Raw genomic sequence first — 26,941 nt, forward strand, 5'->3', positions numbered from 1 at the left:
CGGCCACTGTCGCGATCAGGCAATGGTATTGCGCAGGCGGCCGATCTTCTCAATTTCGACTTCCACCACATCGCCGGAGAACATAAACAGCGGCGGGGTGCGTTTTTTACCGACGCCACCCGGCGATCCGGTAATAATCACATCGCCGGGCGACAGCGGACTGAAGGCCGAAATATATTCAATAATTTTTGCTACCGGGTGCACCATACTGCCGGTGGTATCATTCTGCACTTCCCGCCCGTTTAGCCAGGTTTTGATCGCCAGCTGCTGCGGATCGGGGATGACATCCGCAGTGGTCATCCACGGGCCAAAGCCGCCGGTCTGCGGCCAGTTTTTGCCGGCGGTAAACCAGGTAAACTGCATGTCGCGCACCGTTGCATCCATAAAGCAGCTATAGCCCGCCACCGCCTCCAGCGCGTTGGTGGCGCTGACCTGATGGGCTGCTTTGCCGATGATCACCGCCAGCTCACCTTCAAAGTCGAACTCCTGAGTAGTAGCAGGCTTTTGCAGCGGCTGCTGATGCCCGGTGAGCGAGTCGGCGAAACGCACAAACAGCGTCGGCGCATCGAGCGTCTCGGCAAACTCTTTTCGTTTATCGGCGTAGTTCATCCCGACGCAAAACACCTTGCCCGGGTTCTCAATTACCGGCAGAAAGCGGATGGCGCTAAACGGATAATCGACCGGCACGGCGTGAAAAGCGCTGAGATCGGCCAGCGATGAACGGGTCAGAAAGGTTTTGAGATCCGGGCAGGCGGAACCGAACCGCAGACCCAGATCGACCACGCCCTCCTCCAGCACGAGGCCGAAACTTTTTTTGTCCTGGTCAGGAAGATAAAAACTGCAAAGCTGCATTGCTGCCTCGTTGTAATCGCGTATTTTCAGATTTTACTGAGCAAAGAGCCGCGCAGGGTAACAAATGTCGCGCAGAAAATCGTACAGAGTTCTGCTCATCGGATCTCCGGTGTTTAATTCTGGGTGCTGGCGAGGTAAGAAAATGCACTCAGTAACCCGATCAGCGTTGCCATCGCGTCAGCCTGATAACCGACCGTGACCGCATCGAGCCGCGTCACGCCGGGGATCAGGCTGAACAAATCGGCCAGCACCGGTTTACTGGCCTGCAGCCGCAGCTGATACGGCGCGGTCAGTAACGAGACTGGCTGGCGGTCAGCGCGACGCACCGCCTGTTCAGCCGCCGTGCGGATTGCCTGCTGCGCCGCCTGCGGACTGAGTGATTCAGCGCAGGTGTGGGAAATCGCCCGTTTTACCGCCACATAATCCACCGCAGGATAGTGCTCGCCGATCCAGCGTTGCAGACAATCGTCGCCGCTTACCAGCCACAGCGGGGTACCGTACTCTGCGGCGACGGTGGCATAGAGATCGCTCTCTCCCATCACCCGACCGTTGACCTCAATACGCCAGAATGCCCGCCCGTTGATGGTGTGTGCCAGCACGCCAGCTTCGCCGGCGGCGCTGTGAAAGCCAATAAACATCATGCCGTCGAAGCGTTGCTGTTGCAGCCCCTCCACCATCGACAGGCCGCGCGGTTTACCCTGTACCAGCCGGGCGCGGCTGTCGATCTGCTCTGCCCGCAGGTTGGTCATCTGCGCATGGCTGTCGGCCACCACCACCTCGGTTGCTCCGGCGGCAAAGGCCCCGTCGATGGCGGCATTCACCTCCTGCTCCATCAGGCCGCGTGCCAGCTGATGTTCGGCATGGCCCGGCGCACACTGTTCCGGGCGCATCACCCCGGCAATTCCTTCAATATCGGCAGAAATAAAAATTCTCATCGCATCGCTTCTCCGTGTGAAACCAGCTGATCCAGCACCTCAGACAGCGCCGGACGATGATGACCGCGAAAGCCGGTCACTGCAGTGGCGCAAAGTAAGGCATCCAGCACCGCCTGCTCGGTGGCATCCGCCGCGGCGGCCAGCAGCGGCTCCAGCCTCGCATCGTCAGGTGGCTGGGGTGACGGCTGAGTGGAAAAGGCGACGGCAATATCTCCGGAGCCGTGACCCCAGTAGCTGCCGAGACGGCCTAAACCGGCCCCGGCCCGACGCGCCAGCCGTTTCAGCTGACGCGCATCCAGCGCCGCATCCGTCGCCATGATGATAATGATCGAGCCGGCATCCCGCTGAGGTGCCAGTTCGGGCAACAGTGGCGCAATCATCTCGCCGAGGCGAACGCCGTCCAGGGTTAATGCCGTCAGCGCGCCGAAGTTAGCCAGCACCAGTACCCCGAGCGAAGCGTTAAGCGGTTCAATGCAACGTGAAGCTGTGCCAATCCCGCCTTTCAGACTGAAACAGCTCATGCCGCGACCGGCCCCGACGCTGCCACGGGCAAACTCCACGCTGGCACTCGCCATCGCCTGCTGCGCCATCGTTTCAGTGATCGCCAGCGCCTGAATGTCGTTGAGCCAGCCATCGTTGCACTCCAGCGCCAGCGGATTCACCGTGGGTAAACTGCGGCCCAGCTCGGGATTGCGCCGGATAGCATCCCGTACCAGAGTGGTGAACAGCGTGCCAACGGCCAGCGTGTTACTGAGCAGAATCGGCGTTTGCAGCAGCCCTAACTCCTCCAGCTGCACCAGTCCTACCGGCTTGGCAAAGCCGTTAAATACCGCCGCGCCACAGGGTAGCGGCTGACTAAACAGGTTATCGCCCGGCGGCATGATCGCCGTCACCCCACTCTGTTGCTCACCCTGATCCAGCGTAAAATGGCCGACGCGCACGCCTGGCACATCGCTGATCCGATTGTGTTCACCTGGCGTGCTGCGCGGCAGGCCAAGCTGACGCTCGCTGCGCCAGCGTTGTAGCAGCACATCACGCTGCATCTGTTGAAAATTCATCCTCAGCTCTTCAGTTTCGGGTCCAGCGTGTCTCGCAGGGCATCGCCCAGCAGGTTAAACGCCAGTACGGTGATAAAGATCGCCAGCCCGGGAAAGACACTGACGTGCCAGGCACCCGCCATCATCATGCTGCGACTCATGGCAAGAATGTTGCCCCATTCCGGCACATCCGGCTCCGGTCCGAGGCCGATAAAACTTAACCCGGCGGCGGTGAGAATGCTGGTGCCGATACGCAGGGTGAAATAGACAATAACGTTAGGCAGCGTACCCGGCAAAATATGGCGCAGCAGAATCACCCGATCCGGCGCACCGGCGCAGCGCACTGCTTCAACGTAGGCCGCCTGCTTTAGCGACAGGGTGGAGGCCCGTACGATGCGCGCAAACACCGGCACGCTGAATACCGCGACGGCAATGATCACATTGTTCAGACCAGGCCCAAGAATCGCCACCACTGCAATTGCCAGCAGCATGCCCGGAAAAGCGAACAGCACATCCGAGCCGCGCATGATCAGCATATCTACCCAGCGGCCGTAGTAGCCAGCCAGCAGGCCCAGCACGATCCCCACCAGCATGCCGAGCGTGACAGAGACCACGCCGACGTAGAGCGAGATGCGCGCGCCGTAGATAATCCGGCTCATCACGTCGCGCCCCAGGTCGTCGGTGCCCATCCAGTGCGCGGCGGAAGGCGGCGCTGACAGGGCCATCCAGTCCGGTGCCATCGGATCCCAGGGTGCCAGCCAGGACGCGAATAGCGCCACCAGCAGCAACAGCAGCACAAATCCGCCAGAGACCAGCGCCAGCGGGTTACGCACCAACGCATGCAGAAAATCGCGCCACGGCGACCGAATCGCTTCCGGCACCGCAACAGAGAGAGTTTCGCTCATCAGCGTCTCCTATTTCAGACGAATCGCGGGATTGACCACCGCGTAAAGCAGATCAACCAGCAGATTGATGGCGATAAATTCGAACACGAACAGCATCACCAGCGCCTGGATCACGGGCTGATCCTGCGACTTGATCGACTCGATCAACAACCAGCCCAGTCCGGGCCAGTTGAAGACGCTTTCGACCACGATCGATCCCCCCAGCAGAAAACCAAACTGCAGGCCAAGCATGGTGATCACCGGGATCAACGCATTACGCATCACGTGTTTCCAGGTGACCAGCCGCTGACGTAAACCTTTCGCCCGGGCGGTGCGTACGTAGTCCTCCTGGGCGACTTCAAGAAACGCCGAGCGGGTGAAACGCGCCATCACCGCGGCGACCGACGAGCCGAGCGTAATCGCAGGCAGGATCAAATCGGATGGCTGACTGAAGCCACTGACTGAGAACAGGCCAAACGGCATGGCGACGAACTGAATCAGCAGCAGTCCGAGCCAGAATGCGGGCATTGAGATCCCGCCAACCGCCAGACTCATCAGCGTCCAGTCGAGCCACTTGCCACGCCGCAACGCCGCGATAACGCCGAGCATCAGGCCCAGCAGCACCGACCAGCTGAAACCCGCCAGCGCCAGCCACAGCGTGGGCATAAAGCCCTGCCGGATCACCTCGGTTACCGGCTGTTGAGTGCGATAGGTGACGCCCAGGTCGCCGCGCAGCAGGCCCGCGATCCAGTGCAGATACTGCTGCGGCAGCGGATCGTTAAGGCCGAGATGCTGACGGGCAGCTTCCACCGCCTCGATTGGCGCATCCGGCCCGGCATAGATGCGCGCCGGATCGCCTGGCAGCAGTTTAATAAAGCCAAAAACCAGTAATGAAACCACCAGCAGAACCGGGATCATTTCCAGCAGTCGTCGGAGGATATAGGCGAACATGGCGATCCTTTCGGTTGACTCAGTGAAAGCCGCTATGCACGGTTGCCCGCTGGCGCTATCAGCGGCGGGCGGCCGCACACTCACTTATTCAAACGCGGCCTGGTTAAACAGCAGGTTACCGTCCGGCAGCATCGACACGCCGTTCAGCCCTTTGCGTTTGCCGACTAAGTTATCGGGCGTACCAAGGAAGGCGATGGGGGCCGCTTTCCACAGCAGGGTCTGCGCCTCAGCGTAAGCAGCGGCGCGTTTTGCCGGGTCGGCGGTAGCCAGTCCGCCGGCGATCGCTTTATCCACAGCCGGATTGCTGTAATAGGAGACGTTATAGGAGGTCGGCACCCAGGATTCGGTGGCGAACAGCGGACGCAACGCCCAGTCAGCATCGCCGGTTGAGGTCGACCAGCCACCGTAATAGAGGTCAAACTCCGCCTGCTTTGGATCCTTCACACCCCACAGCTTCGCGTTGCGGCTACCGGAATCCATCGGGGTGACCGTGACGCGGATACCGACCGTCGCCAGTTGCGCCTTCAGGAACTGCGCAGCCCGGACGCTGGCCGTGGCATTGGTACACCACAGTTTAAGGTCCAGTCCCTGACCGTAACCCGCCGCCTGCAGCAACTTTTTGGCTTCATCCGGCGCATAGCGATAGTTGGGCTCGCTCTGTGGCTGATAGAACTGGACACCCTCGGGGATGGCTGAACGGGCGGGCGTGCCCATTCCGGCGAAACCGACTTTCAGCCACAGCGAGCGGTCGATGGCGTAGTTAATCGCCTGACGAACCCGCACATCAGCCAGCGCTTTGTGTTGGGTATTGATCGCCATGTAGTAGAGGTAAATGCTGGGATCGCGCTGAATAGCCAGCTTCGTGTCGCTCTGCACCGTGCCAATCAGGTCTGACGGCAGCGGATAGATCGCATCAACCTGGCCGGACTTCAGTGCCGCCACCCGGGTCGCATCTTCCGGACTCGGCGAGAAAATTACCTTGTCGACTTTCGGCCAGCCGGTTTTCCAGTAGCCGTCATATTTCACCATGCTGACGGTTTTGCCCGGCTGCCACGCCACAAACCGGAACGGACCGGTGCCGACCGGATGCAGCCGCAGCTGTGCCTCCTGCGGATACTGGCTGAGGATCGCCGGGCTCCACATCACCGCTGATGGATGCGCCAGCGTATTAATAAACGCACCAAATGACTGGTTAAGGTCGATCTGCACTTTATCGGGTGCCAGCACGGTAACGGTTTTAATCATGCGATACAGGCTATTACGCTTCAGCCCTTTGCTCTGGTCGGCCAGGCGATCGAGGTTGGCTTTCACCGCCTCCGCATTAAAGGGGGTGCCATCCTGAAACGTCACGCCCTGCCGCAGCGTGAGGGTGAACCGGGTAGCATCTTCATTACTGGTGTAGCCGGTCGCCAGCCAGGGGGTTAGCGTCATTCGGGCATCGAACTGGAACAGACGTTCGAAAATGCCGCTTTGCACCGAGTAGCTGATGTTGTCGGAGGTATCGTGCGGATCCAGACCGGTAATATCGGCATACATTGAAATGCGCAAATCCTGTGCCTGCGCGGCGACGGTGGCCAGAGACAATAGCAATCCCGTGGCAAGAGTAGTGCGACGTAATAATGGCTTCATGGTGTCTCCTGGTATTGATGAATTAACGCAACAAAGGGGATTCGGCCACCCAGTGATCGGGCGCGACCTGGCGGTAACGGTTTTTTTCTACCGTCTCTCCTGCCCTGCGCAGCGGCGAGGGGATTTCACTGTCATCAAACTGACGAACCGGACGGCTGAGCGGATCGGCCACCGGCACCGAGGCCAGCAGTCGTTGGGTATAAGGATGCTGTGGCTGGTTAAACAGTGACTGACGCGGGCCAATCTCGACAATCTGCCCGAGGTACATCACCGCCACACGGTTGGCGATGCGTTCCACCACGGCCATATCGTGCGAGATGAAAATCCATGCCACGCCGGTTTGCTGTTGCAGATCCATCATCAGGTTCACCACCTGTGCCTGTATTGACACATCCAGCGCGGACACCGCTTCGTCGGCGATGATCACTTTGGGCCGCAGCGCCATGGCGCGGGCAATGGCGATACGCTGACGCTGACCGCCGGAAAACTCATGGGGATAACGTTGGGCGTGCTCAGGGGACAGACCGACACTTTTCAGCAGTGCCTCAACCTGCGGTGTGGCTTCGCTGAGCGAGGAGACCAGCCCGTGCAACAGCAGCGGTTCGGCAATGGTGAAGCCAACGGTCAGCCGGGGATTGAGTGAGGCATAAGGGTCCTGAAACACCATCTGTATTTCACGACGCAGCGGCTGAAACTGCGCCTCCTTCAGCGTGGCGATTTCGTTGCCCTGAAAATAGATGCTTTCCGCCTCGCTGGTCAGCAAACGCATCAGCGCCCGTCCGGTGGTCGATTTACCGCAGCCACTTTCACCGACAATTGCCAGCGTTTCACCTGGCCACAGCCTGAAGTCAATCTGCTCCACCGCGTGAACCCGATGCGTCAGCGCTGAGAAAATGCCGCTTCGAACCGGGAAGTACACTTTCAGGCCGCGCACGTCGAGCAGCGGCTGCTGGTCATAGCGGGCGGTTTTCTGGCTGCCGGCGGGCGTCGCGGCCGCGCCCAGCAGCGGGAAACGTTGCGGCCAGGCATGCTCGCGCATATCACCCAGCTTCGGCACCGCGGCTAATAACGCTTTGGTGTAGTCATGCTGAGGCGCGCTGAAGATCTCCGCTACCGGGCCCTGTTCGACCACGTTACCGCGATACATCACCACCACCCGATCGGCGACCTCTGCCACCACGCCCATATCATGGGTGATAAACAGCACCGCCATCTGCTTCTGCTGCTGCAAATCGCGCAGGATGTGCAGGATGCGCGCCTGAACGGTGACATCCAGCGCGGTAGTCGGCTCATCGGCGATCAGCAATTGCGGATCGCAGGCCAGCGCCTGCGCAATCATTACCCGTTGCCGCATGCCGCCGGAGAGTGCGTGCGGGTAACTTTTCATCACCCGATCAACATCTGCTATCCGTACCTGCTGCAGCAATGTTCGGGCCCGCGCTGTCGCCTGCGCGTTATCGCACAACTGGTGATCGCGCAGCGCCTCCGTCAGCTGGTCGCCTACCCGCAATACCGGATTCAGCGAGGTCATCGGCTCCTGAAAGATCATTGCCATTTCGCGGCCGCGCAGCTTGCGTCGTTGTTCTTCGCTGAGGGTGCTGAGATCGTGCTGCTTACCGCTGCGATCGCGAAACAGAATTGAGCCGCGTTCGGTGCGCGCTGAGGCGGCTAACAGCCCCATAATGGCCAGCGATGTAACAGATTTTCCCGATCCGCTTTCCCCCACTACCGCGACGATTTCGCCAGGGTTGATCTCAAACGAGATGCCATTCAGCGCCCGGTGTACGCCGCTGCGTCCGCGGAAACTGACGCAAAGATTGTCAATGGTGAGAACCGGCGCAGCGGCACTCCGGGCGGTCGGATTAAGAGAAGAAGTGTCCGTCATCGTTGCTCCGGGTGCGTTAAAGCCAGATACGGCCTTGCGAATACGAGAGGAAGGGCGAGCTGTCAGCCGCCAGCCAGATTGGCCCATCAAGATCGACATACTCTGCGCCGATTGCTACCGGCAGTGCCGCCTCCATCGCCAGCGATGAGCCAAGCATGCAGCCCACCATCAGGCGCATGTGCTGCTGTTGGGCGGCGGCCACCATCGCCAGCGCCTCCGTCAGGCCGCCGCACTTGTCGAGCTTGATGTTGATCATTTCGTAGCGATGCCGCAGCGCGGCGATATCCGCCACGGTATGGCAGCTTTCATCAGCACAAACGGGAATCGGATGGGGAAAATCCAGTAACTCGCTATCCTGACCCGCTGGTAAGGGCTGCTCAATCATGGCGATGTCATACGCCTGTAGGGCGGTGAAGAGCGAAGGCAGATCGAGACCGTGCCAGGCCTCATTGGCGTCGATAATCAGCGTCGCCTCGGGAGCAGCGGCGCGGATGGCCGCCACTTTCCCGACAATGTGCTGGTGGTCGAGTTTGATTTTCAGCAGCAGTGCGCCCCGTGATACGGCGTCCGCGGCGGCACTCGCCATGCGTTCAATGCTGTCCAGACTCAGGGTCTCCGCTGTTACCACAGCATGTGGCTTTTCACGGCCGGTTTGCTGCCAGAGCGTCTCTCTGGCCCGGGCGGCATTGAGCCGCCACAGGGCACAGTCCAGCGCGTTGCGCGCCGCGCCTGCCGCCAGTCGATTCTGTAACGCCGCACGGCTCAGTCCGGCTTCGATTTCGCTTTGCAGTGCCGCCAGCTGCGCACTGACGCTGGCGATACTTTCGCCGTAGCGCGGCGTCGGCGTGCACTCGCCGAGACCAATAAAACCGTCCTGCTCCAGCGTGACGCGAATCACCGTGACGGCAGTGCGGGTGCCGCGTGAAATTGCAAAGGGCTTCGCCAGCGGCAGTTCAGCCACCGCGATCTGCATGCGGCGCATCTCAGCCACGTTCCTGCAACAGTGCCGCGATGGCATCAATACCAAACCGCACCGGATCGGTAGCCGGCACGCCAAATTCTGCACTGACCTGTGCGCAATAGTCGCGGGCCTGCTGTTCACCGTAACCGGAGGTGTTGAGGGCGAATCCGGCCAGCTTCACCTGATCACTGGTTACGCTGGCCGCCCGCAAATTGGCTTCCACACACTCTGCCAGACTGACCATCGGCTGATGCGGCAGGTGGCGCATATGCGGACGTCCCATCTCATGACACATCACCAGCCAGTGCGGCTGCGCACCGTGAATCAGCCCCATGCTGACGCCCGCATAAGAGGGGTGAAACAACGAGCCCTGACCTTCGACAATATCCCAGTGATCGTCTTCATTCGCCGGTGACAGCGCTTCGGCGGCCCCGGCGATAAAGTCAGCGATCACTGCATCAATCGCGATACCCTCACCGGCTACCAGAATGCCGGTCTGGCCGGTGGCGCGGAAATCCGCCTTCATGCCGCGATCGCGCATCGCCGCTTCCAGGGCCAGTGAGGTGTACATCTTGCCAACAGAGCAGTCGGTGCCCACCGTTAGTACCCGTTTGCCGCTACGTTTTTTACCGCTGCCGACCGTCAGTGCTGGCCGCATATGGCGGATATCAAACAACGCCACCCCGTGTTCTGCCGCCAGCGCCACCAGTTCCGGCTCATCGGCCAGACGATGGTGCAAACCGCTGGCCACGTTCAGGCCCGCTTTAATTGCGCCGGTCACGGTTTCAAGCCAGTGTGCCGGTAGATAGCCACCGGCATTAGCGGTTCCCAGTACCAGCGTTTTCGCACCGCGCGCTTTGGCACTGACAATGTCCAGCGTCTCAAGTCCCAGACTGACGGTACAGCCGGGCAGGGACATTTCGCCAACGCACTGTTCCGGACGCCAGACCTGAATGCCGCGCGCCGTTTTCGCCGCCAGCGGATCGGTGACATCGCCAAGGAAAAGTAGATAGGGTTGAGGGATCAGCATGACGTTTCTCTTTTTCAGACAGGTGATAGGGCCTGAGCTGAATATTTCATGCGGATGACAGCGAGACGAATGCTTGTTTAATGCTGGGGTATAACCTGAGGGTATAGTCAGAGGCGACGCTTATGACAACAGCCGATAAGCGAATCAGAACAGCAGAATGAGGCTAACCAGAGAGGCTGGAACAGAAGAAAAAGTGATAATCATCGGTCGATCCCTGACCGCGATTATCGAGGGTTTCTTGCGGAGTGCTTAGTACATCGCACCCGGCGGTACGTGTTTGAAGGTCTCGACGTAAGCGCGGAACACGTAGTTAAAAATGCGTTTCATGTGACACCTGATGCAAAATTAGTTGAAGAAATACGCGAAAAGTATAACTTCAGCGCGTTTTATCGGCAATAAATTTTGAACCGGATCACAAAATTGCGCTTTTTATGCGCAAAAAGCCGTTAAGCAGCCTGACCGAGATGCTGCAGCAGGATGGTCGCACCGACGGCTATCAACACCAGACCGCCGAGCACTTCCGCCCATTTGCCGAGTACCGGACCAATAAAGCGTCCCACCAACACGCCGGTGGTGGCCATAACGGTGGTAGCGGCTCCGATGGTCAGCGCAGTGGTAATAATGTTGACCTGCAGGAAGGCCAGGCCCACACCGACCGCCAGCGCATCAAGGCTGGTCGCCACTGCGGTGGTGGCCAGTACCATAAAGCCATGGCTTTGCGGCGCTTCACAGGGTTCAGCGACGGCGGTCTGACGAAAACCTTCCATCATCATCCGCCCGCCTAAAAACGCCAGCAGAATAAAAGCGATCCAGTGGTCCCACGCCATGATGTAACGACTGGCGGCCAGGCCAAGCGCCCAGCCAATCAGCGGCGTTAAGGCTTCGATTGAGCCAAAAATCAGACCGGTGCGCAGCGCTTCTTTAAAACCAGGACGATGCAAGGTGGCACCTTTGCCCAGTGCAGCAGCAAACGCGTCCATCGACATACCCAGGGCAAGAATTAAGGTGGCAATAAAGGTCATGATTTATTCACCTGGGGCGAAAAAGCGGCAATTCACGCTGTATTCACCACACAAAGTGTTCAGTAATGAAAAAGTGCGCGCAGTCTACCACGCAACCGCAAAGATAAAAAGACAGTAAAATCATGGATTTAAGTATAGCCAAGGCTATAACTTTTATCATTCGCTATGTTTCGCGCTAAGTCGATGGTGGCAAAGCATTTTCTGATGGTTTTCCGGGCGGATTTCGGGCTTGTCTGGCCGCAGCGTCTGCATTCCCTGATTGAACCCCAGCGCGGATTGCCGGAAAATGCCCGGCTTATTATTACCGGATGCCCGTTATGAATAACCCTTTTGAAACGTTAATCGTGCCTGGCGGCATTTTGCTGTTGGGGTTTCTCTCTGCCCTGCTGCTGCCTGCGCCAGCCTTTAGCCTGTCAATGGCACAGCACCTGCAGCAGATGCTGCATTTGCAGGATCTTAACCAGCTCTACACCCTGGTGTTCTGTATCTGGTTTTTACTGCTGGGCACGGTGGAGTTTTTTGTGATTCGCTTCGTCTGGCGTCGCTGGTTCAGCAGCTGAGTCGGGCGGTATGCGCATCGACCAGCGCTTTCAGGCGGGCTGCGCTGCGCGCATAGCCGTCTCGCGGTAACTGAGCCGCTCCGAGCAGCAGTCCGGCGCAGCGTTGTTCGTCGCGCTGATACCAGATCGACAGCGGTGACGGGGCCATACCATAGGCCAATGCTTGCTGCGCAATCAGCCGATCCGGCGTACCGGCCGGCAACCTGACAATCACCGACAGCCCGGCACGTTGCACCGCGGGAAAATGGGGTTGCAGAGCGGCCATCATCTGCTCCAGTCGTTCATGGTAGACCCGCTTCATGCGCCGCAGATGCCGCATGAAGTGCCCTTCCCGCAGGAACACCGCCACCGCATCATGAAGCAGTCCCGACGATGCCGGGGCTAACAGCGCACTGACATCCGCAAAGCGCGAGACCAGAGCGGGTGGCGCCACTAAAAAGCCGAGCCGCAAGCGCGGCGTCAGCGATTTGCTGAAGGTGCCGATATGCAGCACCCGGCCCTCACTGTCGAGCGCCGCCAGCGCCGGTGCAGCCCGGTGGCCGGGCTGCAGTTCGCCCAGATAATCATCCTCAATGATCCAGCGCTGCTGGCGGCTGGCCCAGTTAAGCAACGCATGGCGGCGTGCCGGCGACATCGTTACGCCGAGCGGTGCCTGCTGGCCCGGCGTGACCAGCGCAAACGCCGCATCCGGTGCCCGCGCCAGACCTTCCTCAACCTGCAAACCTTCGGCGTCGACCGGCACGGCAACCGGCCTTACCCGCAGGGTTTCTATCGCCCGCCGGGCGACCATAAAGCCTGGATCTTCCAGCCACGCCTGTTTCCCCTGAAAATCCATTGCCAGGCCAATCAGGCCCATCGCCCCGGCATAGCCGTTGGTGATAAAAATTTGATCGGCATGACAGCGTACCCCGCGCGCCACCGCCAGCCAGGCAACCAGTGCCTGACGCAGTGCCGGCGTGCCGCGTGGATCGGGGTAACTGGCCGGTTTACCGACCAGCGCCCGTGTCTGACGTTGCAGAATGCGCAGCCAGACTTTGGCCGGAAAGCTGTCGCTGGCCGGGATGCCCATCTGGAACGTCAGGGGCGGCGAGTCGTCATTCTCTTCGCCCTCGCGCAGTGACAGCGGTACTGCATGCACACCAGCCTGCACTTTTGTCTGTGCACCAGCCGTCTCACTCAGCATCGGCAGCGGGTTCACAAAGGTGCCGGCCGCGCCCCGGGTCTGCAGAAACTGGCGATCCACCAGCATGTCATAGCTGGCGCGCACCGTACCGCGTGCGACGCCGAGCTGGGCCGCTAAATCACGGCAGGAAGGAAGCCGTGCGCCCGGCGGCAAGCGCCGATCGATTATTGCCTGCTCAATCTGCTGCCGCAGCTGCTCACTCAGTCCCCGCGCCTGCCCGCGTTTCAGCGTTAGCGTAGTGAAGATCGATGGGTCAGTTAAATCGTCATTTTTTGGCACTTTTACTGTTCCATGGAAAAACCGACAATCGCCTCAATCCACATCAATGAGGCAAAAAAATGAGTGAACGTATCGATTTTAATCAAGTGGCCCCGGCCGGGATGAAAGCGCTCGGTGGTGTTTATCACTATCTGACACAAACCGACCTGTCGTTAACCCTGCTGGAACTGGTGTTCCTGCGTATCTCGCAGCTTAACGGCTGCGCCTACTGCATCGACATGCACAGCAAAGCATTGCATAAAGCGGAGGTGAGCTGGGATAAAATTGTGCTGACCGCAGTGTGGAATGAATCGGGGAATTTATTCAGCGATCGCGAGAAGGCGGCCCTGCGCTGGGCGGAGTGCCTGACGCTGATCGCCAGCGCGGGCGCACCCGATGAGGATTATGCCGCCCTTCAGGCCTGCTTCAGCGACAAAGAGATAGTCGATTTGAATATCGCCATCGGTCTGATGAACACCTACAACCGCATGGCAATCAGTCTGAAAAAGCTCCCGGCAGCTGTGTCCGGTCAGTGATCCCGTTCGATGCGTGCGCCGTGGCGCGCGCATTTCATCCTCACAAAAATGTAACATTATTTTTACACCAGGCGCCTGAAACCGCCGTTGATGCACTTTTAGACTATTCCTTACCCGCCGATAACTGCCTGAAATTCAGTGAATTAAATAATTCCTCTCGGTTACCCGCGCAGCAGGCGCTGCACCACAATGGCGCGTTCCTGCAACAACCGATTCCGTTAACCCACTGAGTTATCGATAAAAATCCGCTTATACTGCCGCGACCGCTATGATTAATTCTTATGCTGAATCATTTCTGCATTTAAAAAATAAACAAATGTTTAATTCAGATGCGAGAATGTTATATTCGCATGACAAAGCATAACGTGCAGTTAACCCGTTATCACCGCTTTAACCTATACCTGAGTCTTAACCTTTGAGAAATAGCGCAACGCGCTCGAAAGAAGCGTGACTATTTCGCCTGCAAAACTGTTGAGCTTCAGGTCAACAGAAGAGGAGATGTCGCCTCATGTGCAATTCAGCTGTAAACCTTGCGCTCGCGATGAGTGCCATGGCAAAGGACACCACTACCGCGCAGGAGCGCAAAGACGTTGACGTGTTGCTGATTGGCGCGGGCGTGATGAGCGCCACCCTGGGCGCATGGCTGCAGGATCTGGAACCGGACTGGTCTATCGAAATGGTAGAGCGGCTGGACAGCGTGGCAGAAGAGTCATCCAATGGCTGGAACAATGCAGGCACCGGCCATGCCGCGCTGGCCGAGCTGAACTATACGCCACAGCGTGCCGATGGCAGCATCGACATCTCCAAAGCGGTGACGATCAACGAATCGTTCATGATTTCCCGTCAGTTCTGGGCCTCACAGGTTCAGAAGGGCAACCTGCGCAATCCAAAAAGCTTTATCCACAGCACGCCGCACATGAGCTTTGTCTGGGGCGACGACAATGTCGCGTTCCTGCGCAAACGCTTTCAGGCATTGCAGAAAAGCACCCTGTTCCGTGGCATGGCCTACTCCGAAGATCCGCAGCAGATTGCCGAATGGATCCCGCTGGTGATGAAAGGCCGTGACCGCAGTCAGAAAGTGGCGGCCACCTGGACCGAAATGGGAACCGACGTCAATTTCGGTGAAGTGACGCGCCAGCTGATCGCTTCTTTAGAAAAGAAAGACAATTTTCGTCTGCGTCTGCGTCAGGAAGTGCGTGAACTGACGCGGCTGAGCGATGGCCGCTGGCAGGTTACGCTGCAGTGTCTGGCAAGCGGCACCCGCCGTACCCTGACCGCCAGAAATATCTTTATCGGTGCTGGCGGCGCGGCGCTGCCGCTGTTGCAGAAAGCAGGCGTACCGGAAGCCAACGGCTATGCCGGTTTTCCGGTGGGCGGCTCATTCCTGGTGACTGAAAATCCGCAGGTGGTGGCGCAGCACATGGCCAAGGTCTACGGCAAAGCCAGCGTCGGCGCACCGCCGATGTCGGTACCGCATGTCGATACCCGCGTGCTGGATGGCAAGCAGGTGCTGCTGTTCGGGCCGTTTGCCACCTTCTCCACCAAGTTCCTGAAGCAGGGTTCGTTGCTGGATATGTTCACCTCGCTGAACAGCAGCAATATGCTGCCGATGGTTAAAGTCGGGCTGAAAAGCTTTGATCTGGTGAAATATCTGATGGATCAGGTGCTGCAAAGCGATCGCGATCGGATGGATGCCCTGCGCGCCTATGTGCCACAGGCGAAGCAGGAAGACTGGCGTTTAGTCACCGCCGGTCAGCGCGTGCAGATCATCAAAAAAGATGAGAAAGAGGGCGCGGTACTGCGTCTTGGCACCGAAGTGGTTGCCTCGCAGGATGGCTCGATTTCGGCGCTGCTGGGTGCTTCGCCAGGAGCCTCAACGGCTGCGCCGATCATGCTGGAGCTGCTGCATAAGGTCTACCCTGAGCAGATGGCATCGCCAGAATGGCAGAATAAAATCCGGGCCGTTATTCCGTCCTGGGGCCGCAAGCTGAACGGTGACGTGGCGCTGACCGAGAAAGTGCTGGCGGAAACCAGCCGTATTCTGCAGCTCGATTACACCCCGGTCACGCCGATGGCGGCCAACGATGAAGGGCGCGAAACCGCGTTTGTTGTCGGTAAGTAATTCAGTCCCTGCTCTCTCAAGGCCCCCGCTGTGGGGCCTTTTTGTTTGCCGCTCGCCTGGTTGACTGCCCTATTCTCTATTAGGGTTAAGAGATCGTTTAGCTGAACTTTCAGAAGGAAACGGCATGTCTCAACCCAACGTTGCACCGGAATTCGAGCTTCTTGACCGCTACTGGCGCGCGGCTAACTATTTGTCTGTCGGGCAGATTTACCTGATGGACAATCCACTGCTGCGCGAACCGCTGAAGCCAGAGCACATCAAACCCCGCCTGCTGGGTCACTGGGGCACCACGCCCGGTCTGAATTTTATTTATGCTCACCTCAACCGGATTATTCGCCAGCGCGATCTGAATCTGATCTATGTCTGCGGACCGGGTCATGGTGGTCCCGGCATGGTCGCCAATACCTGGCTGGAAGGCAGCTACAGCGAAATTTATCCGCATGTCAGCCAGGATGCAGCGGGTATGCAACGCCTGTTTAAGCAGTTCTCCTTTCCAGGCGGTATTCCCAGCCACGCGGCACCGGAAACGCCCGGCTCCATTAATGAAGGCGGCGAACTGGGCTACTCGCTGGCGCATGCGTTTGGCGCAGCATTTGATCATCCGGAACTGATTGTGCCGTGCGTGATTGGCGACGGCGAAGCGGAAACCGGGCCGCTGGCCTCCAGCTGGCACGGCATTAAATTCCTCAATCCTGCGCGGGACGGTGCGGTGCTGCCGATTCTGCATCTCAACGGTTACAAGATTGCCAATCCGACCCTCCTCGGCCGCAGCAGTGATGAAGACCTGCGCCAGCTGTTCAGCGGTTACGGCTATGAGCCGCTGTTCGTCAGCGGCGATCGGCCTGAAGAAATGCACCCGCTGATGGCGCAAGCGCTGGATAACGCATTCAGTAAAATAGCCGCCTTCCAGCAGCAGGCGCGCGCGGGCAAAGCCAGCAGCGGCGTTCCGCGATGGCCAATGATTGTGCTGCGCAGCCCGAAAGGCTGGACCGGCCCCAAAACCGTGGATGGCAAAAAAGTGGAAGGTTTCTGGCGGGCGCATCAGGTGCCGGTCGCGGCCTGCCGTGAGGATGAAGGTCATCGTCAGATTCTCGAAGCCTGGATGCGAAGCTATCAGCCTGACGATCTGTTTGACGAGCAGGGACGGCTGAAACCGGAGCTGCAGGCGCTGGCTCCGCAGGGCGATAAGCGCATGGGCGCCTCTCCATATGCCAACGGTGGCCTGCTGCGTCGCGAGCTGGATACACCGGACATTGCCGAATTTGCCTTCGATACCGGCGAGCCGGGCTCGCAGATGGCGCAGGCCACCGAGCAGCTCGGCCGCTATCTGCGGGTCCTGTTTGAGCGTAACCTCGATAACTTTCGCCTGTTTGGCCCGGACGAAACCGCCTCTAACCGCCTGACGCCGGTGTTTGACGCCACCAGCCGCACCTGGCTGGAAGCAATAGAACCTTACGATGAGCAGCTGGCACGTGATGGCCGGGTGATGGAGATCCTGAGCGAGCACCAGTGTCAGGGCTGGCTGGAGGGCTATCTGCTGACCGGCCGTCACGGCCTGTTCAACTGCTATGAAGCCTTTATTCATATCGTCGATTCGATGTTTAACCAGCATGCCAAGTGGCTCAAAGTGACGCGCAAACTGGGCTGGCGTAAACCGGTCTCATCGCTCAACTACCTGCTCTCTTCTCACGTCTGGCGTCAGGATCACAATGGTTACAGCCATCAGGACCCAGGCTTTATCGATCATGTTGCCAACAAAAAAGCCGATATCGTACGCATCTACCTGCCGCCCGATGCCAATACGCTGTTATGGGTTGGCGATCACTGCCTGCGTACCTGGGATCGGATCAACGTGATTGTGGCCGGTAAGCAGCCCGCGCCACAGTGGCTGGATATGGCGAGCGCCATTCGCCATTGCGAAGCGGGTATGGGAGAGTGGCGCTGGGCCGGTACCACGCCGGATGATGCCGAACCGGATGTGGTGATGGCCTGTGCCGGCGATGTGCCAACCATGGAGACGCTGGCGGCGGTCGACCTGCTGCGTGACTATCTGCCCGAGCTGCGAATCCGGGTAGTCAACGTGGTCGATTTAATGGCGCTGCAGACCCAGGATCAACATCCGCATGGCAAGTCAGACCCGGAGTTTGATGCGTTGTTTACCGTGGATAAACCGGTGATTTTTGCCTTCCACGGCTACCCGACGCTGGTGCATCGGCTGACGTATCAGCGCAATAACCACCGTAACTTCCATGTGCGCGGCTTTATTGAAGAGGGAACCACCACCACGCCTTTTGATATGACGGTGCTGAATGAGCTTGACCGTTATCATCTGGCGCAGGAGGCGATCCTGCGCGTGCCGGGGCTGGCCGATGCGCATCCTGAACTGCTGGACGATCTGCAGGAGCGCATCGCTGAACATCATCGCTATGTGCGTGAACACGGTGAAGATGTGCCGGAGGTGCAGAACTGGAAATGGCCTTCGGCAACGGCACCCGGCGCACCGGATTAAATGGCCTGCAATGCGTCCGTCAGCATCCAGACGGTGGTCGCCACCAGCGACAGCGCCATCAGGCTGTTAAAGAGCTGACGCTTCCAGGCAATTTGCAGATGGCTGCGCAGGCGATCGCCGAGCGCAGCCCAGATCAAAATGCAGGGCAGATTCAGCAGCATAAAGCCGAGCATCACCGTCAGCACGCCGCTGCTGGCGCTGTACAACAACGCCACATTGGTCGCCATCAGCCAGGCTTTGGGATTGATCGCCTGGAAACAGGCGCCGCCCAGTAACGTCATTGGCTGCGGTTTGCTGCGCGCTTCCGGTGCCGCAGCCCGAAAAATCTTCCACGACAGCCACAACAGATAGGCACAGCCTGCCAGCGTCAGCGGCAGACGAATCGCCGCCATCCAGTGCAGTAATACCTCCAGCGCGACCCCGGCGATCACCGTTTGCAGCGCGCAACCCACCAGAATGCCAAACACCATCGGCAGCGTGCGGCGCATGCCGAAATTGACGCCTGAGGTCGCCAGCAGCAAATTATTCGGGCCAGGCGTAATCGACATAACGGTCACGTAACTGAAAAAAGAGGGATCGAGCATGATGGCACTCCTGATTATCAACAGAGCTTCATGCTACGGCGGGAAAAGGAATGGTAACAGTGACACAAAATCATTATTGTGATGGTTACAGTTTCGATTAACAGCAATTGTACCCATCGCGTCCGGAGGCTATTGTGTCCCTTGCTCCTTCACCCGATCAGCGGCTCTATCAGCAGCTGGCTGACAACTTCGCTGAGGCGATCCATCAGGGCACGCTGAAGCCCGGCAAACGCCTGCCTGCCATCCGGCGCGTGGCGCAATCGCACCAGGTCAGCGTCAATACCGTGCTGAACGCCTGGCAGCTGCTGGAAGATCGCGGCCTGATTGAGGCGCGTCCCCAGTCGGGCTACTACGTGCGCGGTGTGCTGCCGGCGGTGACCCGGCACGATTCGCATAAAGCCCGGGTGCGCGATCCCAGCAGTGAAAAACTCGACCTGATCGATAAGGTGTTTGCCGCCCAGAATCATCCCGACTACATCAATATCTCGCTGGCCTGCCCGCAGGATAGTGAGCTGTTTCCTGCGGCGCGTATTGGCCGGATAACCGCCGCGCTGCTGCGCCGTCATCCCAATATGATTGGGCGCTATGCGCTTCCGCCCGGTAGTGAGCGCTTACGGGAGGAGATCGCGCGGCGGGCGCTGCACGCCGGACAGACGCTGACCGCCGATGAGATCACCCTGACCCACGGCTGCATGGAGGCGTTGCAGCTGGCGCTGCGTGCCGTGACGCAACCCGGTGACTGCGTCGGGCTGGAGTCGCCGACCTACTTCTTTCTGTTTCCGCTGCTGGCGTCGCTGGGCCTGAAGGCGCTGGAAATCCCGACCGATCCACAGCATGGCCTGTCGCTGGATGCGCTGGAGATGTTGCTACAGGAGCAGCGTATTAAGGCGTTAATCGCCATGCCGAGCGCCCAGAATCCGCTTGGCTACTGCATGTCGCTGGCAAACAAGAAGCGGCTGGCGAAGTTAGTGAATACTTACCACGTTCCGCTGATTGAGGATGGACTGTATGACGAACTGCAGTTCGACTGGCCGCTCTCACCGGCGGTAAAAGCCTTTGATCGCGATGGCTGGGTGCTCTACTGCACCAGCTTTACCAAAACCGTGGCACCCGATTTTCGTATCGGCTGGATCGCCGCCGGGCGCTTCCACAGCGCCATTGCCCGGTTAAAAGCGGTGTCGTCGATGGCGGAATCGGCGCTGCTGTCGGAAACGCTGGCGGAATTTCTGGCAAACGGTGGCTACGATCACCATCTGCGCACCCTGCGCCGTCGCTATGCCGCCAATCTGGATCAGGCGCGCGGATTAATCGCCCGCCACTTCCCGCAGGGCACCCGCGCCACGCTGCCGCGCGGTGGCTTTGTCTTCTGGGTCGAACTGCCGGGCGGCGTTAATACTACCGAGATGTTTGATCGGCTGTTGCAGGAGCAGATTTGCGTCACGCCTGGCGCCCTTTACTCGCTCAGCGAACGCTATAACCACGCGCTGCGCCTCTCCTGCTGCTATCCGTTTGACGATCGCTACAGCTGGGCAATCCGCCGCGCCGGTGAAATAGCCTGCGAGTTAGCCGGCCTGCCCTCTGGCGAGGATCACGGGGTGCCGTTGCGGCCCCAGACGGTGTAGCCGTGGCGCTCGGTCAGGCGCTCGTAATAGTGGCGCACCGCCGGATAATCAGGATGGTCGAGCGGCGTTTCGAACCAGCGGTTCACCGCCAGGCCAACCGGTATATCCGCCAGGGTGAAGTTGCGCCCGGCGACGTAGCGGCCGGTTTTTTCCAGCTGCTGGTTGAGAATACTCATGGTATGCGACCAGCCTTTGCAGGCTGCCGCCAGCAGGCGCGGGTCCTGATGGGCCGGCGAGTGACGCACCAGTGACATAAAAGCGTAGCGCCATGAGGTGTTGAGCTCGGTAGACTGCCAGTCCATCCACTGATCGATCGGCGCACGCGACTGCGGGTGGAGCGGGTAGAGCCATTCGCCGCCATAGGCGTTTGCCAGATAGCGCAGGATGGCGTTGGATTCCCAGATCACCAGCTCGTCATCTTTCAGCACCGGGATCATCGCATTCGGGTTAAGCGCCATAAATTCAGGTGAGTGGGTTGACTGAAAGCCATCGCCCCACTCTTCCCGCAGGTAATCGAGGTCAAGCTCGTCGCAGAGCCACAACACTTTGCGTACGTTAATAGAAGAGGTACGTCCGAGGATGGTTAACATTCACAGTCTCCAGTGAAATCTTTAACTTATTCATAGTCCTGTTACCTGCTATAAGCAATCATCCGGCAGAGAAAAGGCCAGTCTGACCACAATAAGCAAGGAGTGACAATGAAGGTCGCGTTTAAGCAAGTCGATGTGTTTACCTCATCCGCCTTTAACGGTAATCCGCTGGCGGTGATCATGGATGCCCAGGGGCTGAGCGACAGCCAGCTGGCGGCCATTGCCCGCTGGACCAACCTGTCGGAAACCACCTTTGTGCTGCCGCCCCAGGATGCCCAGGCAGATTATCGGGTGCGCATTTTTACCGTCGAGGGTGAACTGCCGTTTGCCGGTCATCCGACGCTCGGCACCGCGCATGCGCTGCTGGAAGCGGGCTGGCCGACCCGGACGCCGGGCGAAATTGTGCAGCAGTGCGGCGTCGGTAACGTGCGGATCAGGATTGCCGCAGACGGCGCGCTGGCGTTTGCCGCCCCGACAGCCACCATTACGCCATGGCAGGACGCCCTGATGGGCAATGCGTTAAACAGCGACGCGTTCGATCTGACCCAAAGCCCGACGGTGGTGGATATGGGGATTCGCTGGCTGCTGGTGCCGATGGTCAGCGCCGACGCGGTGCTGGCGCTTCAGCCCAACGTCAGCGATCTGCAGCGGCTGCTTAAACATGCCGGCGTGACGGGGGTGATGCCCTTCGGCCGTTTGCCACAGGGCGAAAGTGAGCAGTATGAAGTGCGCGGCTTGCTGGTTGAACATGGCAGCCTGACCGAAGATCCGATCACCGGCAGCGCCAACGCCTGCCTGGCCCGTTACTTCGCGGCGGCCGGCCAGACCACCGATTACCGGGTGCGTCAGGGCACCGTACTGCAACGCGCGGGTCGGGTGCAGGTCTCTTTTGCCGGAGATGAAATCTGGATTGGCGGCAATACCGTGACGGTGATTGACGGTACTATTTCACTCTGACACGCCGCGGCCCGGTGGATTTCCTGTCCGCCAGGCCGACGGCGATTAAATTCCCTGGCCGCCTGACGCTTCGATACGCTGGGCGGTGATCCAGCCGGTTTCGTCACTCAGAATGGCGCTGATGGCGTCACCAATGTCATCCGGCAATCCCACCCGACCCAGTGCAGTCAGGCCGGCAATCTGATCGTTAAGCTCTTTGGTGTCACGCACCCGACCGCCGCCGAAGTCGGTTTCAATTGCGCCCGGCGCCAGGATATTGACGCGGATCCGCCGCGCACCCAGCTCTTTCGCCTGATAACGCGTCAGGACCTCCATCGCCCCTTTCATCGCCGCGTAGGTGCCGGAACCCGGATACACCAGCCGCGTCAGACCACTGGAAATATTGAGGATGCGGCCGCCATCCTGTATCAGCGGCAGTAGCTTCTGCGTCAGGAAGTAAGGCCCTTTAAAATGGACGTTAACCAGCGCGTCAAACTCCTGTTCGGTGGTGTCGGTGAAGGCTTTGTAATGGCCATGACCGGCGTTGTTCACTAAATAGTCAAACCGCTCGCGCTGCCAGTGCTGCTGCAGCTGCTGGCGGACCTGCTCAACAAACGCATCAAAGCGGCTGCTTTCACCGACATCCAGCGCCAGCGCCACCGCGCGGGCTCCCAGCGCTTCAATTTCTTTCACTACCGCCTGGGCCTCGTCGGCGTGACTGCGATAGGTCAGTATGATATCAACGCCTCTGGCAGCCAGTTTTAACGCCCCATTGCGGCCTAAACCGCGGTTTGCTCCGGTAATCAACGCAATTTTATGATTCATGTTGCACACCTGTTGGAAAATTGAACACGGTTTAAAGATATTCCTGAATAATTGATCTATAAACAGATCGAAATAGAGATCACTGTTTCATTAAGAACAACAATCGGTGCACAACATGGATAAAATTCACGCAATGCAGGTGTTTGTTCGGGTTGCTGAAATGGGCAGTTTTACCCGCGCCGCAGAAAGTTTAGGTTTACCCAAAGGCAGCGTATCGCGGCAGATTCAGGCGCTGGAAAATCAGATGGCGACCCGCCTGCTGCATCGCACTACCCGCCGGGTACAACTGACGCAGGATGGCCTGGTCTATTACGATCGCTGCCTTGATTTGCTGTCGATGATTGACGATATGGACAGCCTGTTTCAGCACGATCCCGCCACGCTCAGCGGCAAACTGCGGGTCGATATGTCAGTGGCGATGGCGACCGGCTTTATCCTGCCGCGGCTGCCGGAGTTCTTGCAGCACTATCCGGGCGTGGAGATTGAGCTGAGCAGCAGCGATCGTCAGGTCGATGTGATCCGCGAAGGATTTGACTGCGTGATTCGGGTCGGCGAGCTGAAAGATTCAGGTTTAATTGCGCGAAAAATTGGGACTTACACCTTGATCAATTGCGCCAGCCCCGGCTACCTTTCGCGCTTCGGCAGGCCAATCCGGCTGGAAGAGTTGTCGCAGCACGCCATGGTGCACTACAGCCAGCAACTGGGTCAGCCGTCGCCAGGGTTTGAATATTTTGACGGCAGGCAGTGCCACTATGTGCACACCGGTGGCGTAGTGACGGTGAACAGTACCGAGACCTACCGCGCCGCCTGTCTGGCCGGCTTAGGCATTATTCAGGTGCCGGCGATCGGCATTCAGAAGCTGCTTGAGCAGGGTGAACTGGTTGAAGTACTGCACCACTTTCCCGCCAGGCCGATGCCGATCCACCTGCTCTATCCGCATCGGCGCAACGTCGCCCGACGGTTGCGGGTATTTATGGAGTGGCTGAGTCAGGTACTACAGGAGTACGTCACCTGAGCGGCTATACTTTGATTTTAATGATAAACAGGACAGTGAAGGTCTATGACAGACAAGCAGGAAAATTCACAGGATACGCAGCCGCCAAAGCCGCTGATCGATATTAAAACCGGCAACCATTCTGTTGACCAATCGATTGTGCGCGTTTCGCGCTTTGCCGCCTGGTTTCAGGCGATTCCGGCGGTGGCACATTTTATTCGCGCGCTGGAGCGGTTTAACGATCGGCTCGGCAGCCAGTTTGGCGCAGCGATTACCTACTTCTCCTTTTTATCGCTGATTCCGATTCTGATGGTGTCGTTTGCCGCCGTCGGTTTTGTGCTGGCATCGAACCAGGATTTGCTGACCGATATCATCAACAAAATCGTCAGCAGCATCAGCGATCCGACGCTGGCCACCACCCTGAAAAATACCGTCAATACAGCGATTCAGCAGCGCGCCACCGTCGGTATTACCGGGTTACTGCTGGCGCTCTATTCGGGTCTTAACTGGATGGGGAATCTGCGGGAAGCGATCCGCGCCCAGTCGCGCGACGTGTGGGAACGCAAACCCGACGATAAAGAGAAAATCTGGAAACGCTATATTCGCGATTTCCTGTCGCTGACCGGCCTGATGCTGGCGCTGGTGATTACGCTGTCGCTGACCTCGGTTGCCGGTTCGGCACAGGCGATGATTGTCAGCGCGCTGGGACTGGATGGCATCGACTGGCTCCGCCCGGCGATGACCATTATCGCCACCTCGATTTCAGTGCTGGCTAACTACCTGCTGTTCTTATGGATTTTCTGGATCCTGCCGCGTCACAAGCCGCGCAAGAAAGCGCTGTTCCGCGGTACGCTGCTGGCGGCGGTCGGTTTCGAGGTGATCAAATTCGTTATGACGCTGACGTTGCCGAAGCTGGCGACCTCACCGTCTGGCGCGGCGTTTGGTTCGGTGCTCGGTCTGATGGCGTTCTTCTATTTCTTTGCCCGCCTGACGCTGTTCTGCGCCGCCTGGATCGCTACCGCCAAATATAAAGACGACCCGCAAATGCCACAGGCCGGTCGCTCTTCGCATCCGCAATAATCACTATCAGTTAACAACAGCGGAAAATATCACCCCGAGGCTATTTTTTATCCATGTAACAGGATGAATAGCTGAGGGGTCACTTTTATTTAGCCCTTTCGTAGAGTATCCCGCCAGATTTAGCCCGGTTTACCCCGACATCCTCCGACATTCCCCGGACCTCAGAAATTATCCTCTCTTTGCCCGGCGAAGCCAGTAACGACGCGGGTTTCAGCATTGAATGACGTCTGGCAGGTGCGTAAGATTCTTTATCTGTATTTACAAATAAGAAACAGTTATGCAAGCCTCCATCTCAGAAACACTCGACAAGCAACAGGACCCCACGCCGGTTAATTCGCGCAGCAAAGTGGTGATCGCCTCGTTGGTCGGTACGGCCATTGAGTTCTTCGATTTTTATATTTATGCCACTGCCGCGGTCATCGTTTTCCCGCACATCTTTTTCCCGCAGGGTGACGCCACCGTCGCCACGCTACAGTCACTGGCGACCTTTGCGATCGCGTTTATTGCACGCCCGATTGGTTCGGCGGTGTTTGGTCACTTTGGCGATCGCATTGGCCGTAAAGCCACTCTGGTCGCCTCGCTGCTGACCATGGGGATCTCGACCGTGGTGATCGGCCTGCTGCCGGGTTATGAAACCATTGGCGTGCTGGCTCCGCTGCTGCTGGCGCTGGCACGATTTGGTCAGGGTCTGGGACTCGGCGGAGAATGGGGCGGCGCGGCGCTGCTGGCCACTGAAAATGCCCCGGCGAAGAAGCGCGCACTGTATGGGTCGTTCCCCCAGCTGGGTGCTCCGATTGGCTTTTTCTTCGCTAACGGGACCTTCCTGCTGCTGTCATGGCTGCTGACCGATGAGCAGTTCATGCAGTGGGGCTGGCGCGTGCCGTTTATTCTGTCTGCGGTGCTGGTGTTGATCGGCCTCTATGTGCGCGTGTCGCTGCATGAAAGCCCGGTGTTTGCCAAAGTGCAGAAAGAGAAAAAACAGGTGCGGGTACCAATTGCCGCACTGCTGAGTAAGCACCTGACCGCCACCATTCTCGGCACTTTTATCATGCTGGCGACCTATACCCTGTTCTACATCATGACCGTCTACTCGATGAGTTACGGCACCACGCCGGCACCGGCCGGACTGGGTATTCCGCGTAACAATATGCTGTGGATGCTGATGTTAGCCGTGATTGGCTTTGGCGTAATGGTGCCGATTGCCGGTCTGCTGGCTGACCGGTTCGGTCGTCGTAAAACGATGATCACCATTACGCTGATGATTATTGCCTTTTCATTCCTGTTCCCGACGCTGTTAGGATCGGGTTCACAGGCGCTGGTGATGGGCTTCCTGCTGCTGGGTCTGAGCATTATGGGTCTGACGTTCGGTCCGATGGGCGCGCTGCTGCCAGAGCTGTTCCCGACTGAAGTACGTTATACCGGCGCATCGTTTTCCTACAACCTGTCGTCGATTCTCGGTGCCTCTGTCGCGCCCTATATCGCCACCTGGCTGAATGCCAATTACGGTTTGCAGGCGGTAGGGTTGTATCTGGCTTCGATGGCGGTGCTGACGCTGATTGCGTTGATCGCCTGTAAAGAGACGCGCAATCAGACGCTGTATGACGTCTAATCCCGTTATGAAGGACAGTGAAAAACCCGGCAGCCGCCGGGTTTTTTTATGGCTCTCGCCTGGCGCTGGCATCATCAGGTAGAAAAACGGCAGGCTGAAGGCTCAGGTTAATGCGCAGCCCTAAAGGCGTCGTGTTGAGGTTAGTGCGCAGGCTCAGGGCGCATACGCCTTTCGCAAAGACGCAAAAGACGCCATCCCTGGCATGCTCAGCGCGGGCCATCCCTGGCCCGCGATGCTTTGCTACAGGCGTATGCGCCCATCGCGTTGACTTCGGCATACGTTTCAGGCGGTCAGCGGAATGCTTCAGACCGCCGACCAAACCCAATCAGGGTAGATCTGGCCGCAAC

Annotated in this window: 25 protein-coding genes; 10 read left to right on the top strand and 15 right to left on the bottom strand. The window is 58.6% G+C overall.

Annotated elements, in window-relative coordinates:
- Window positions 1–15: 15 nt before the first annotated feature.
- The 11 genes from AC6I8D_RS19030 to mntP form a co-directional block, all read right to left on the bottom strand.
- The gene (locus tag AC6I8D_RS19030; RefSeq protein ID WP_312054160.1) at window positions 16–852 is read right to left on the bottom strand and encodes a fumarylacetoacetate hydrolase family protein; all 837 of its coding nucleotides are present in this window, start codon (window positions 850–852) and stop codon (window positions 16–18) included.
- A gap of 113 nt (window positions 853–965) precedes the next feature.
- Window positions 966–1,787, bottom strand: coding sequence for a M55 family metallopeptidase (locus tag AC6I8D_RS19035; RefSeq protein WP_312054159.1), 822 nt, complete (start codon window positions 1,785–1,787; stop codon window positions 966–968).
- Window positions 1,784–2,845 (bottom strand): DmpA family aminopeptidase, encoded by a 1,062-nt coding sequence (locus AC6I8D_RS19040; RefSeq protein WP_312054158.1) that lies wholly within the window; start codon window positions 2,843–2,845, stop codon window positions 1,784–1,786. Before AC6I8D_RS19040 ends, AC6I8D_RS19035 begins: the two co-directional genes overlap by 4 nt.
- Before the next feature lie 2 nt (window positions 2,846–2,847).
- On the bottom strand, window positions 2,848–3,729 hold the full coding sequence (locus AC6I8D_RS19045; protein WP_312054157.1) for an ABC transporter permease subunit: 882 nt from the start codon (window positions 3,727–3,729) through the stop codon (window positions 2,848–2,850).
- A 9-nt stretch (window positions 3,730–3,738) separates the two neighbouring features.
- On the bottom strand, window positions 3,739–4,659 hold the full coding sequence (locus tag AC6I8D_RS19050) for an ABC transporter permease (protein WP_312054156.1): 921 nt from the start codon (window positions 4,657–4,659) through the stop codon (window positions 3,739–3,741).
- 84 nt (window positions 4,660–4,743) lie between these two features.
- The gene (locus AC6I8D_RS19055; protein ID WP_312054154.1) at window positions 4,744–6,288 is read right to left on the bottom strand and encodes a glutathione ABC transporter substrate-binding protein; all 1,545 of its coding nucleotides are present in this window, start codon (window positions 6,286–6,288) and stop codon (window positions 4,744–4,746) included.
- Window positions 6,289–6,310: 22 nt separating this feature from the next.
- Window positions 6,311–8,173 carry an ABC transporter ATP-binding protein gene (locus AC6I8D_RS19060; protein WP_312054152.1) on the bottom strand — a complete coding sequence of 621 codons (1,863 nt, stop codon included), beginning with the start codon at window positions 8,171–8,173 and terminating at the stop codon, window positions 6,311–6,313.
- 16 nt (window positions 8,174–8,189) lie between these two features.
- Window positions 8,190–9,155, bottom strand: coding sequence for an N-acetyl-D-Glu racemase DgcA (dgcA, locus tag AC6I8D_RS19065; RefSeq protein WP_312054150.1), 966 nt, complete (start codon window positions 9,153–9,155; stop codon window positions 8,190–8,192).
- 1 nt (window position 9,156) lies between these two features.
- Complete coding sequence (gene dgcN, locus AC6I8D_RS19070) at window positions 9,157–10,164, bottom strand: N-acetyltransferase DgcN (protein WP_312054148.1); 1,008 nt, start codon at window positions 10,162–10,164, stop codon at window positions 9,157–9,159.
- A 249-nt stretch (window positions 10,165–10,413) separates the two neighbouring features.
- A complete protein-coding gene (azuC, locus tag AC6I8D_RS19075; protein ID WP_122983632.1) occupies window positions 10,414–10,491 on the bottom strand; it encodes a stress response protein AzuC in 78 nt (25 codons plus the stop codon).
- A 119-nt stretch (window positions 10,492–10,610) separates the two neighbouring features.
- Window positions 10,611–11,186, bottom strand: coding sequence for a manganese efflux pump MntP (gene mntP, locus AC6I8D_RS19080; protein ID WP_031377046.1), 576 nt, complete (start codon window positions 11,184–11,186; stop codon window positions 10,611–10,613).
- A 317-nt stretch (window positions 11,187–11,503) separates the two neighbouring features.
- Between mntP and AC6I8D_RS19085 the strand changes: the two genes are divergently transcribed.
- Window positions 11,504–11,746 carry a DUF1158 domain-containing protein gene (locus AC6I8D_RS19085; protein ID WP_312054145.1) on the top strand — a complete coding sequence of 81 codons (243 nt, stop codon included), beginning with the start codon at window positions 11,504–11,506 and terminating at the stop codon, window positions 11,744–11,746.
- Here the strand turns inward: AC6I8D_RS19085 and pdxR are convergent.
- The gene (gene pdxR / locus AC6I8D_RS19090; RefSeq protein ID WP_497820595.1) at window positions 11,736–13,208 is read right to left on the bottom strand and encodes a MocR-like pyridoxine biosynthesis transcription factor PdxR; all 1,473 of its coding nucleotides are present in this window, start codon (window positions 13,206–13,208) and stop codon (window positions 11,736–11,738) included. The genes AC6I8D_RS19085 and pdxR overlap by 11 nt on opposite strands.
- Window positions 13,209–13,267: 59 nt before the next feature.
- On the opposite strand from pdxR, the gene AC6I8D_RS19095 reads away from it, so the two are divergent.
- The 4 genes from AC6I8D_RS19095 (at window position 13,268) to AC6I8D_RS19110 (ending at window position 18,354) form a co-directional block, all read left to right on the top strand.
- On the top strand, window positions 13,268–13,723 hold the full coding sequence (locus AC6I8D_RS19095; RefSeq protein WP_497820596.1) for a carboxymuconolactone decarboxylase family protein: 456 nt from the start codon (window positions 13,268–13,270) through the stop codon (window positions 13,721–13,723).
- Window positions 13,720–13,953: a hypothetical protein gene (locus AC6I8D_RS19100; RefSeq protein ID WP_497820597.1), complete on the top strand. Its 234-nt coding sequence runs from the start codon at window positions 13,720–13,722 to the stop codon at window positions 13,951–13,953. Before AC6I8D_RS19095 ends, AC6I8D_RS19100 begins: the two co-directional genes overlap by 4 nt.
- A 278-nt stretch (window positions 13,954–14,231) precedes the next feature.
- Window positions 14,232–15,845 (top strand): malate dehydrogenase (quinone), encoded by a 1,614-nt coding sequence (gene mqo / locus AC6I8D_RS19105; RefSeq protein WP_312054141.1) that lies wholly within the window; start codon window positions 14,232–14,234, stop codon window positions 15,843–15,845.
- A 124-nt stretch (window positions 15,846–15,969) separates the two neighbouring features.
- Window positions 15,970–18,354, top strand: a complete 2,385-nt coding sequence (locus tag AC6I8D_RS19110; RefSeq protein ID WP_497820598.1) for a phosphoketolase family protein — start codon at window positions 15,970–15,972, stop codon at window positions 18,352–18,354.
- On the opposite strand, the gene AC6I8D_RS19115 is transcribed toward AC6I8D_RS19110, so the two are convergent.
- Window positions 18,351–18,938 carry a LysE family translocator gene (locus AC6I8D_RS19115; protein WP_089561892.1) on the bottom strand — a complete coding sequence of 196 codons (588 nt, stop codon included), beginning with the start codon at window positions 18,936–18,938 and terminating at the stop codon, window positions 18,351–18,353. The two genes, AC6I8D_RS19110 and AC6I8D_RS19115, sit on opposite strands and share 4 nt — an antisense overlap.
- A gap of 134 nt (window positions 18,939–19,072) precedes the next feature.
- Here AC6I8D_RS19115 and AC6I8D_RS19120 point away from each other — a divergent pair, with 134 nt between their 5' ends.
- A complete protein-coding gene (locus AC6I8D_RS19120) occupies window positions 19,073–20,560 on the top strand; it encodes an aminotransferase-like domain-containing protein (RefSeq protein WP_497820599.1) in 1,488 nt (495 codons plus the stop codon).
- Here the strand turns inward: AC6I8D_RS19120 and AC6I8D_RS19125 are convergent.
- Window positions 20,527–21,150, bottom strand: coding sequence for a glutathione S-transferase family protein (locus AC6I8D_RS19125; RefSeq protein ID WP_312758751.1), 624 nt, complete (start codon window positions 21,148–21,150; stop codon window positions 20,527–20,529). The genes AC6I8D_RS19120 and AC6I8D_RS19125 overlap by 34 nt on opposite strands.
- A gap of 108 nt (window positions 21,151–21,258) precedes the next feature.
- Between AC6I8D_RS19125 and AC6I8D_RS19130 the strand changes: the two genes are divergently transcribed.
- Window positions 21,259–22,107 carry a PhzF family phenazine biosynthesis protein gene (locus tag AC6I8D_RS19130; protein WP_312054134.1) on the top strand — a complete coding sequence of 283 codons (849 nt, stop codon included), beginning with the start codon at window positions 21,259–21,261 and terminating at the stop codon, window positions 22,105–22,107.
- A 45-nt stretch (window positions 22,108–22,152) separates the two neighbouring features.
- Here the strand turns inward: AC6I8D_RS19130 and AC6I8D_RS19135 are convergent, their stop codons facing one another.
- Window positions 22,153–22,911 carry an SDR family NAD(P)-dependent oxidoreductase gene (locus AC6I8D_RS19135; RefSeq protein ID WP_312758749.1) on the bottom strand — a complete coding sequence of 253 codons (759 nt, stop codon included), beginning with the start codon at window positions 22,909–22,911 and terminating at the stop codon, window positions 22,153–22,155.
- Between the two features lie 115 nt (window positions 22,912–23,026).
- On the opposite strand from AC6I8D_RS19135, the gene AC6I8D_RS19140 reads away from it, so the two are divergent.
- From AC6I8D_RS19140 to AC6I8D_RS19150, 3 genes are all read left to right on the top strand, one after another.
- Window positions 23,027–23,926: a LysR family transcriptional regulator gene (locus tag AC6I8D_RS19140; RefSeq protein WP_497820600.1), complete on the top strand. Its 900-nt coding sequence runs from the start codon at window positions 23,027–23,029 to the stop codon at window positions 23,924–23,926.
- 45 nt (window positions 23,927–23,971) lie between these two features.
- A complete protein-coding gene (gene yhjD / locus AC6I8D_RS19145; protein ID WP_312054130.1) occupies window positions 23,972–24,985 on the top strand; it encodes an inner membrane protein YhjD in 1,014 nt (337 codons plus the stop codon).
- Window positions 24,986–25,262: 277 nt separating this feature from the next.
- Window positions 25,263–26,594 carry an MFS transporter gene (locus AC6I8D_RS19150; RefSeq protein ID WP_312054128.1) on the top strand — a complete coding sequence of 444 codons (1,332 nt, stop codon included), beginning with the start codon at window positions 25,263–25,265 and terminating at the stop codon, window positions 26,592–26,594.
- Window positions 26,595–26,941: the final 347 nt, after the last annotated feature.

Source organism: Pantoea sp. X-Soil-MYKO-1785, from assembly GCF_059730675.1.

What these genes read in the sequence shown, in the direction of transcription:
- AC6I8D_RS19030 (WP_312054160.1), bottom strand. Translation starts at nt 852, where the DNA reads ATGCAGCTTTGCAGTTTTTATCTTCCTGACCAGGACAAAAAAAGTTTC.
- dgcA (WP_312054150.1), bottom strand. Translation starts at nt 9,155, where the DNA reads ATGCGCCGCATGCAGATCGCGGTGGCTGAACTGCCGCTGGCGAAGCCC.
- AC6I8D_RS19040 (WP_312054158.1), bottom strand. Translation starts at nt 2,845, where the DNA reads ATGAATTTTCAACAGATGCAGCGTGATGTGCTGCTACAACGCTGGCGC.
- AC6I8D_RS19050 (WP_312054156.1), bottom strand. Translation starts at nt 4,659, where the DNA reads ATGTTCGCCTATATCCTCCGACGACTGCTGGAAATGATCCCGGTTCTG.
- AC6I8D_RS19035 (WP_312054159.1), bottom strand. Translation starts at nt 1,787, where the DNA reads ATGAGAATTTTTATTTCTGCCGATATTGAAGGAATTGCCGGGGTGATG.
- yhjD (WP_312054130.1), top strand. Translation starts at nt 23,972, where the DNA reads ATGACAGACAAGCAGGAAAATTCACAGGATACGCAGCCGCCAAAGCCG.
- mntP (WP_031377046.1), bottom strand. Translation starts at nt 11,186, where the DNA reads ATGACCTTTATTGCCACCTTAATTCTTGCCCTGGGTATGTCGATGGAC.
- AC6I8D_RS19085 (WP_312054145.1), top strand. Translation starts at nt 11,504, where the DNA reads ATGAATAACCCTTTTGAAACGTTAATCGTGCCTGGCGGCATTTTGCTG.
- AC6I8D_RS19110 (WP_497820598.1), top strand. Translation starts at nt 15,970, where the DNA reads ATGTCTCAACCCAACGTTGCACCGGAATTCGAGCTTCTTGACCGCTAC.
- AC6I8D_RS19055 (WP_312054154.1), bottom strand. Translation starts at nt 6,288, where the DNA reads ATGAAGCCATTATTACGTCGCACTACTCTTGCCACGGGATTGCTATTG.
- AC6I8D_RS19130 (WP_312054134.1), top strand. Translation starts at nt 21,259, where the DNA reads ATGAAGGTCGCGTTTAAGCAAGTCGATGTGTTTACCTCATCCGCCTTT.
- AC6I8D_RS19125 (WP_312758751.1), bottom strand. Translation starts at nt 21,150, where the DNA reads ATGTTAACCATCCTCGGACGTACCTCTTCTATTAACGTACGCAAAGTG.
- azuC (WP_122983632.1), bottom strand. Translation starts at nt 10,491, where the DNA reads ATGAAACGCATTTTTAACTACGTGTTCCGCGCTTACGTCGAGACCTTC.
- AC6I8D_RS19095 (WP_497820596.1), top strand. Translation starts at nt 13,268, where the DNA reads ATGAGTGAACGTATCGATTTTAATCAAGTGGCCCCGGCCGGGATGAAA.
- dgcN (WP_312054148.1), bottom strand. Translation starts at nt 10,164, where the DNA reads ATGCTGATCCCTCAACCCTATCTACTTTTCCTTGGCGATGTCACCGAT.
- AC6I8D_RS19115 (WP_089561892.1), bottom strand. Translation starts at nt 18,938, where the DNA reads ATGCTCGATCCCTCTTTTTTCAGTTACGTGACCGTTATGTCGATTACG.
- AC6I8D_RS19150 (WP_312054128.1), top strand. Translation starts at nt 25,263, where the DNA reads ATGCAAGCCTCCATCTCAGAAACACTCGACAAGCAACAGGACCCCACG.
- AC6I8D_RS19140 (WP_497820600.1), top strand. Translation starts at nt 23,027, where the DNA reads ATGGATAAAATTCACGCAATGCAGGTGTTTGTTCGGGTTGCTGAAATG.
- AC6I8D_RS19060 (WP_312054152.1), bottom strand. Translation starts at nt 8,173, where the DNA reads ATGACGGACACTTCTTCTCTTAATCCGACCGCCCGGAGTGCCGCTGCG.
- AC6I8D_RS19135 (WP_312758749.1), bottom strand. Translation starts at nt 22,911, where the DNA reads ATGAATCATAAAATTGCGTTGATTACCGGAGCAAACCGCGGTTTAGGC.
- mqo (WP_312054141.1), top strand. Translation starts at nt 14,232, where the DNA reads ATGTGCAATTCAGCTGTAAACCTTGCGCTCGCGATGAGTGCCATGGCA.
- AC6I8D_RS19045 (WP_312054157.1), bottom strand. Translation starts at nt 3,729, where the DNA reads ATGAGCGAAACTCTCTCTGTTGCGGTGCCGGAAGCGATTCGGTCGCCG.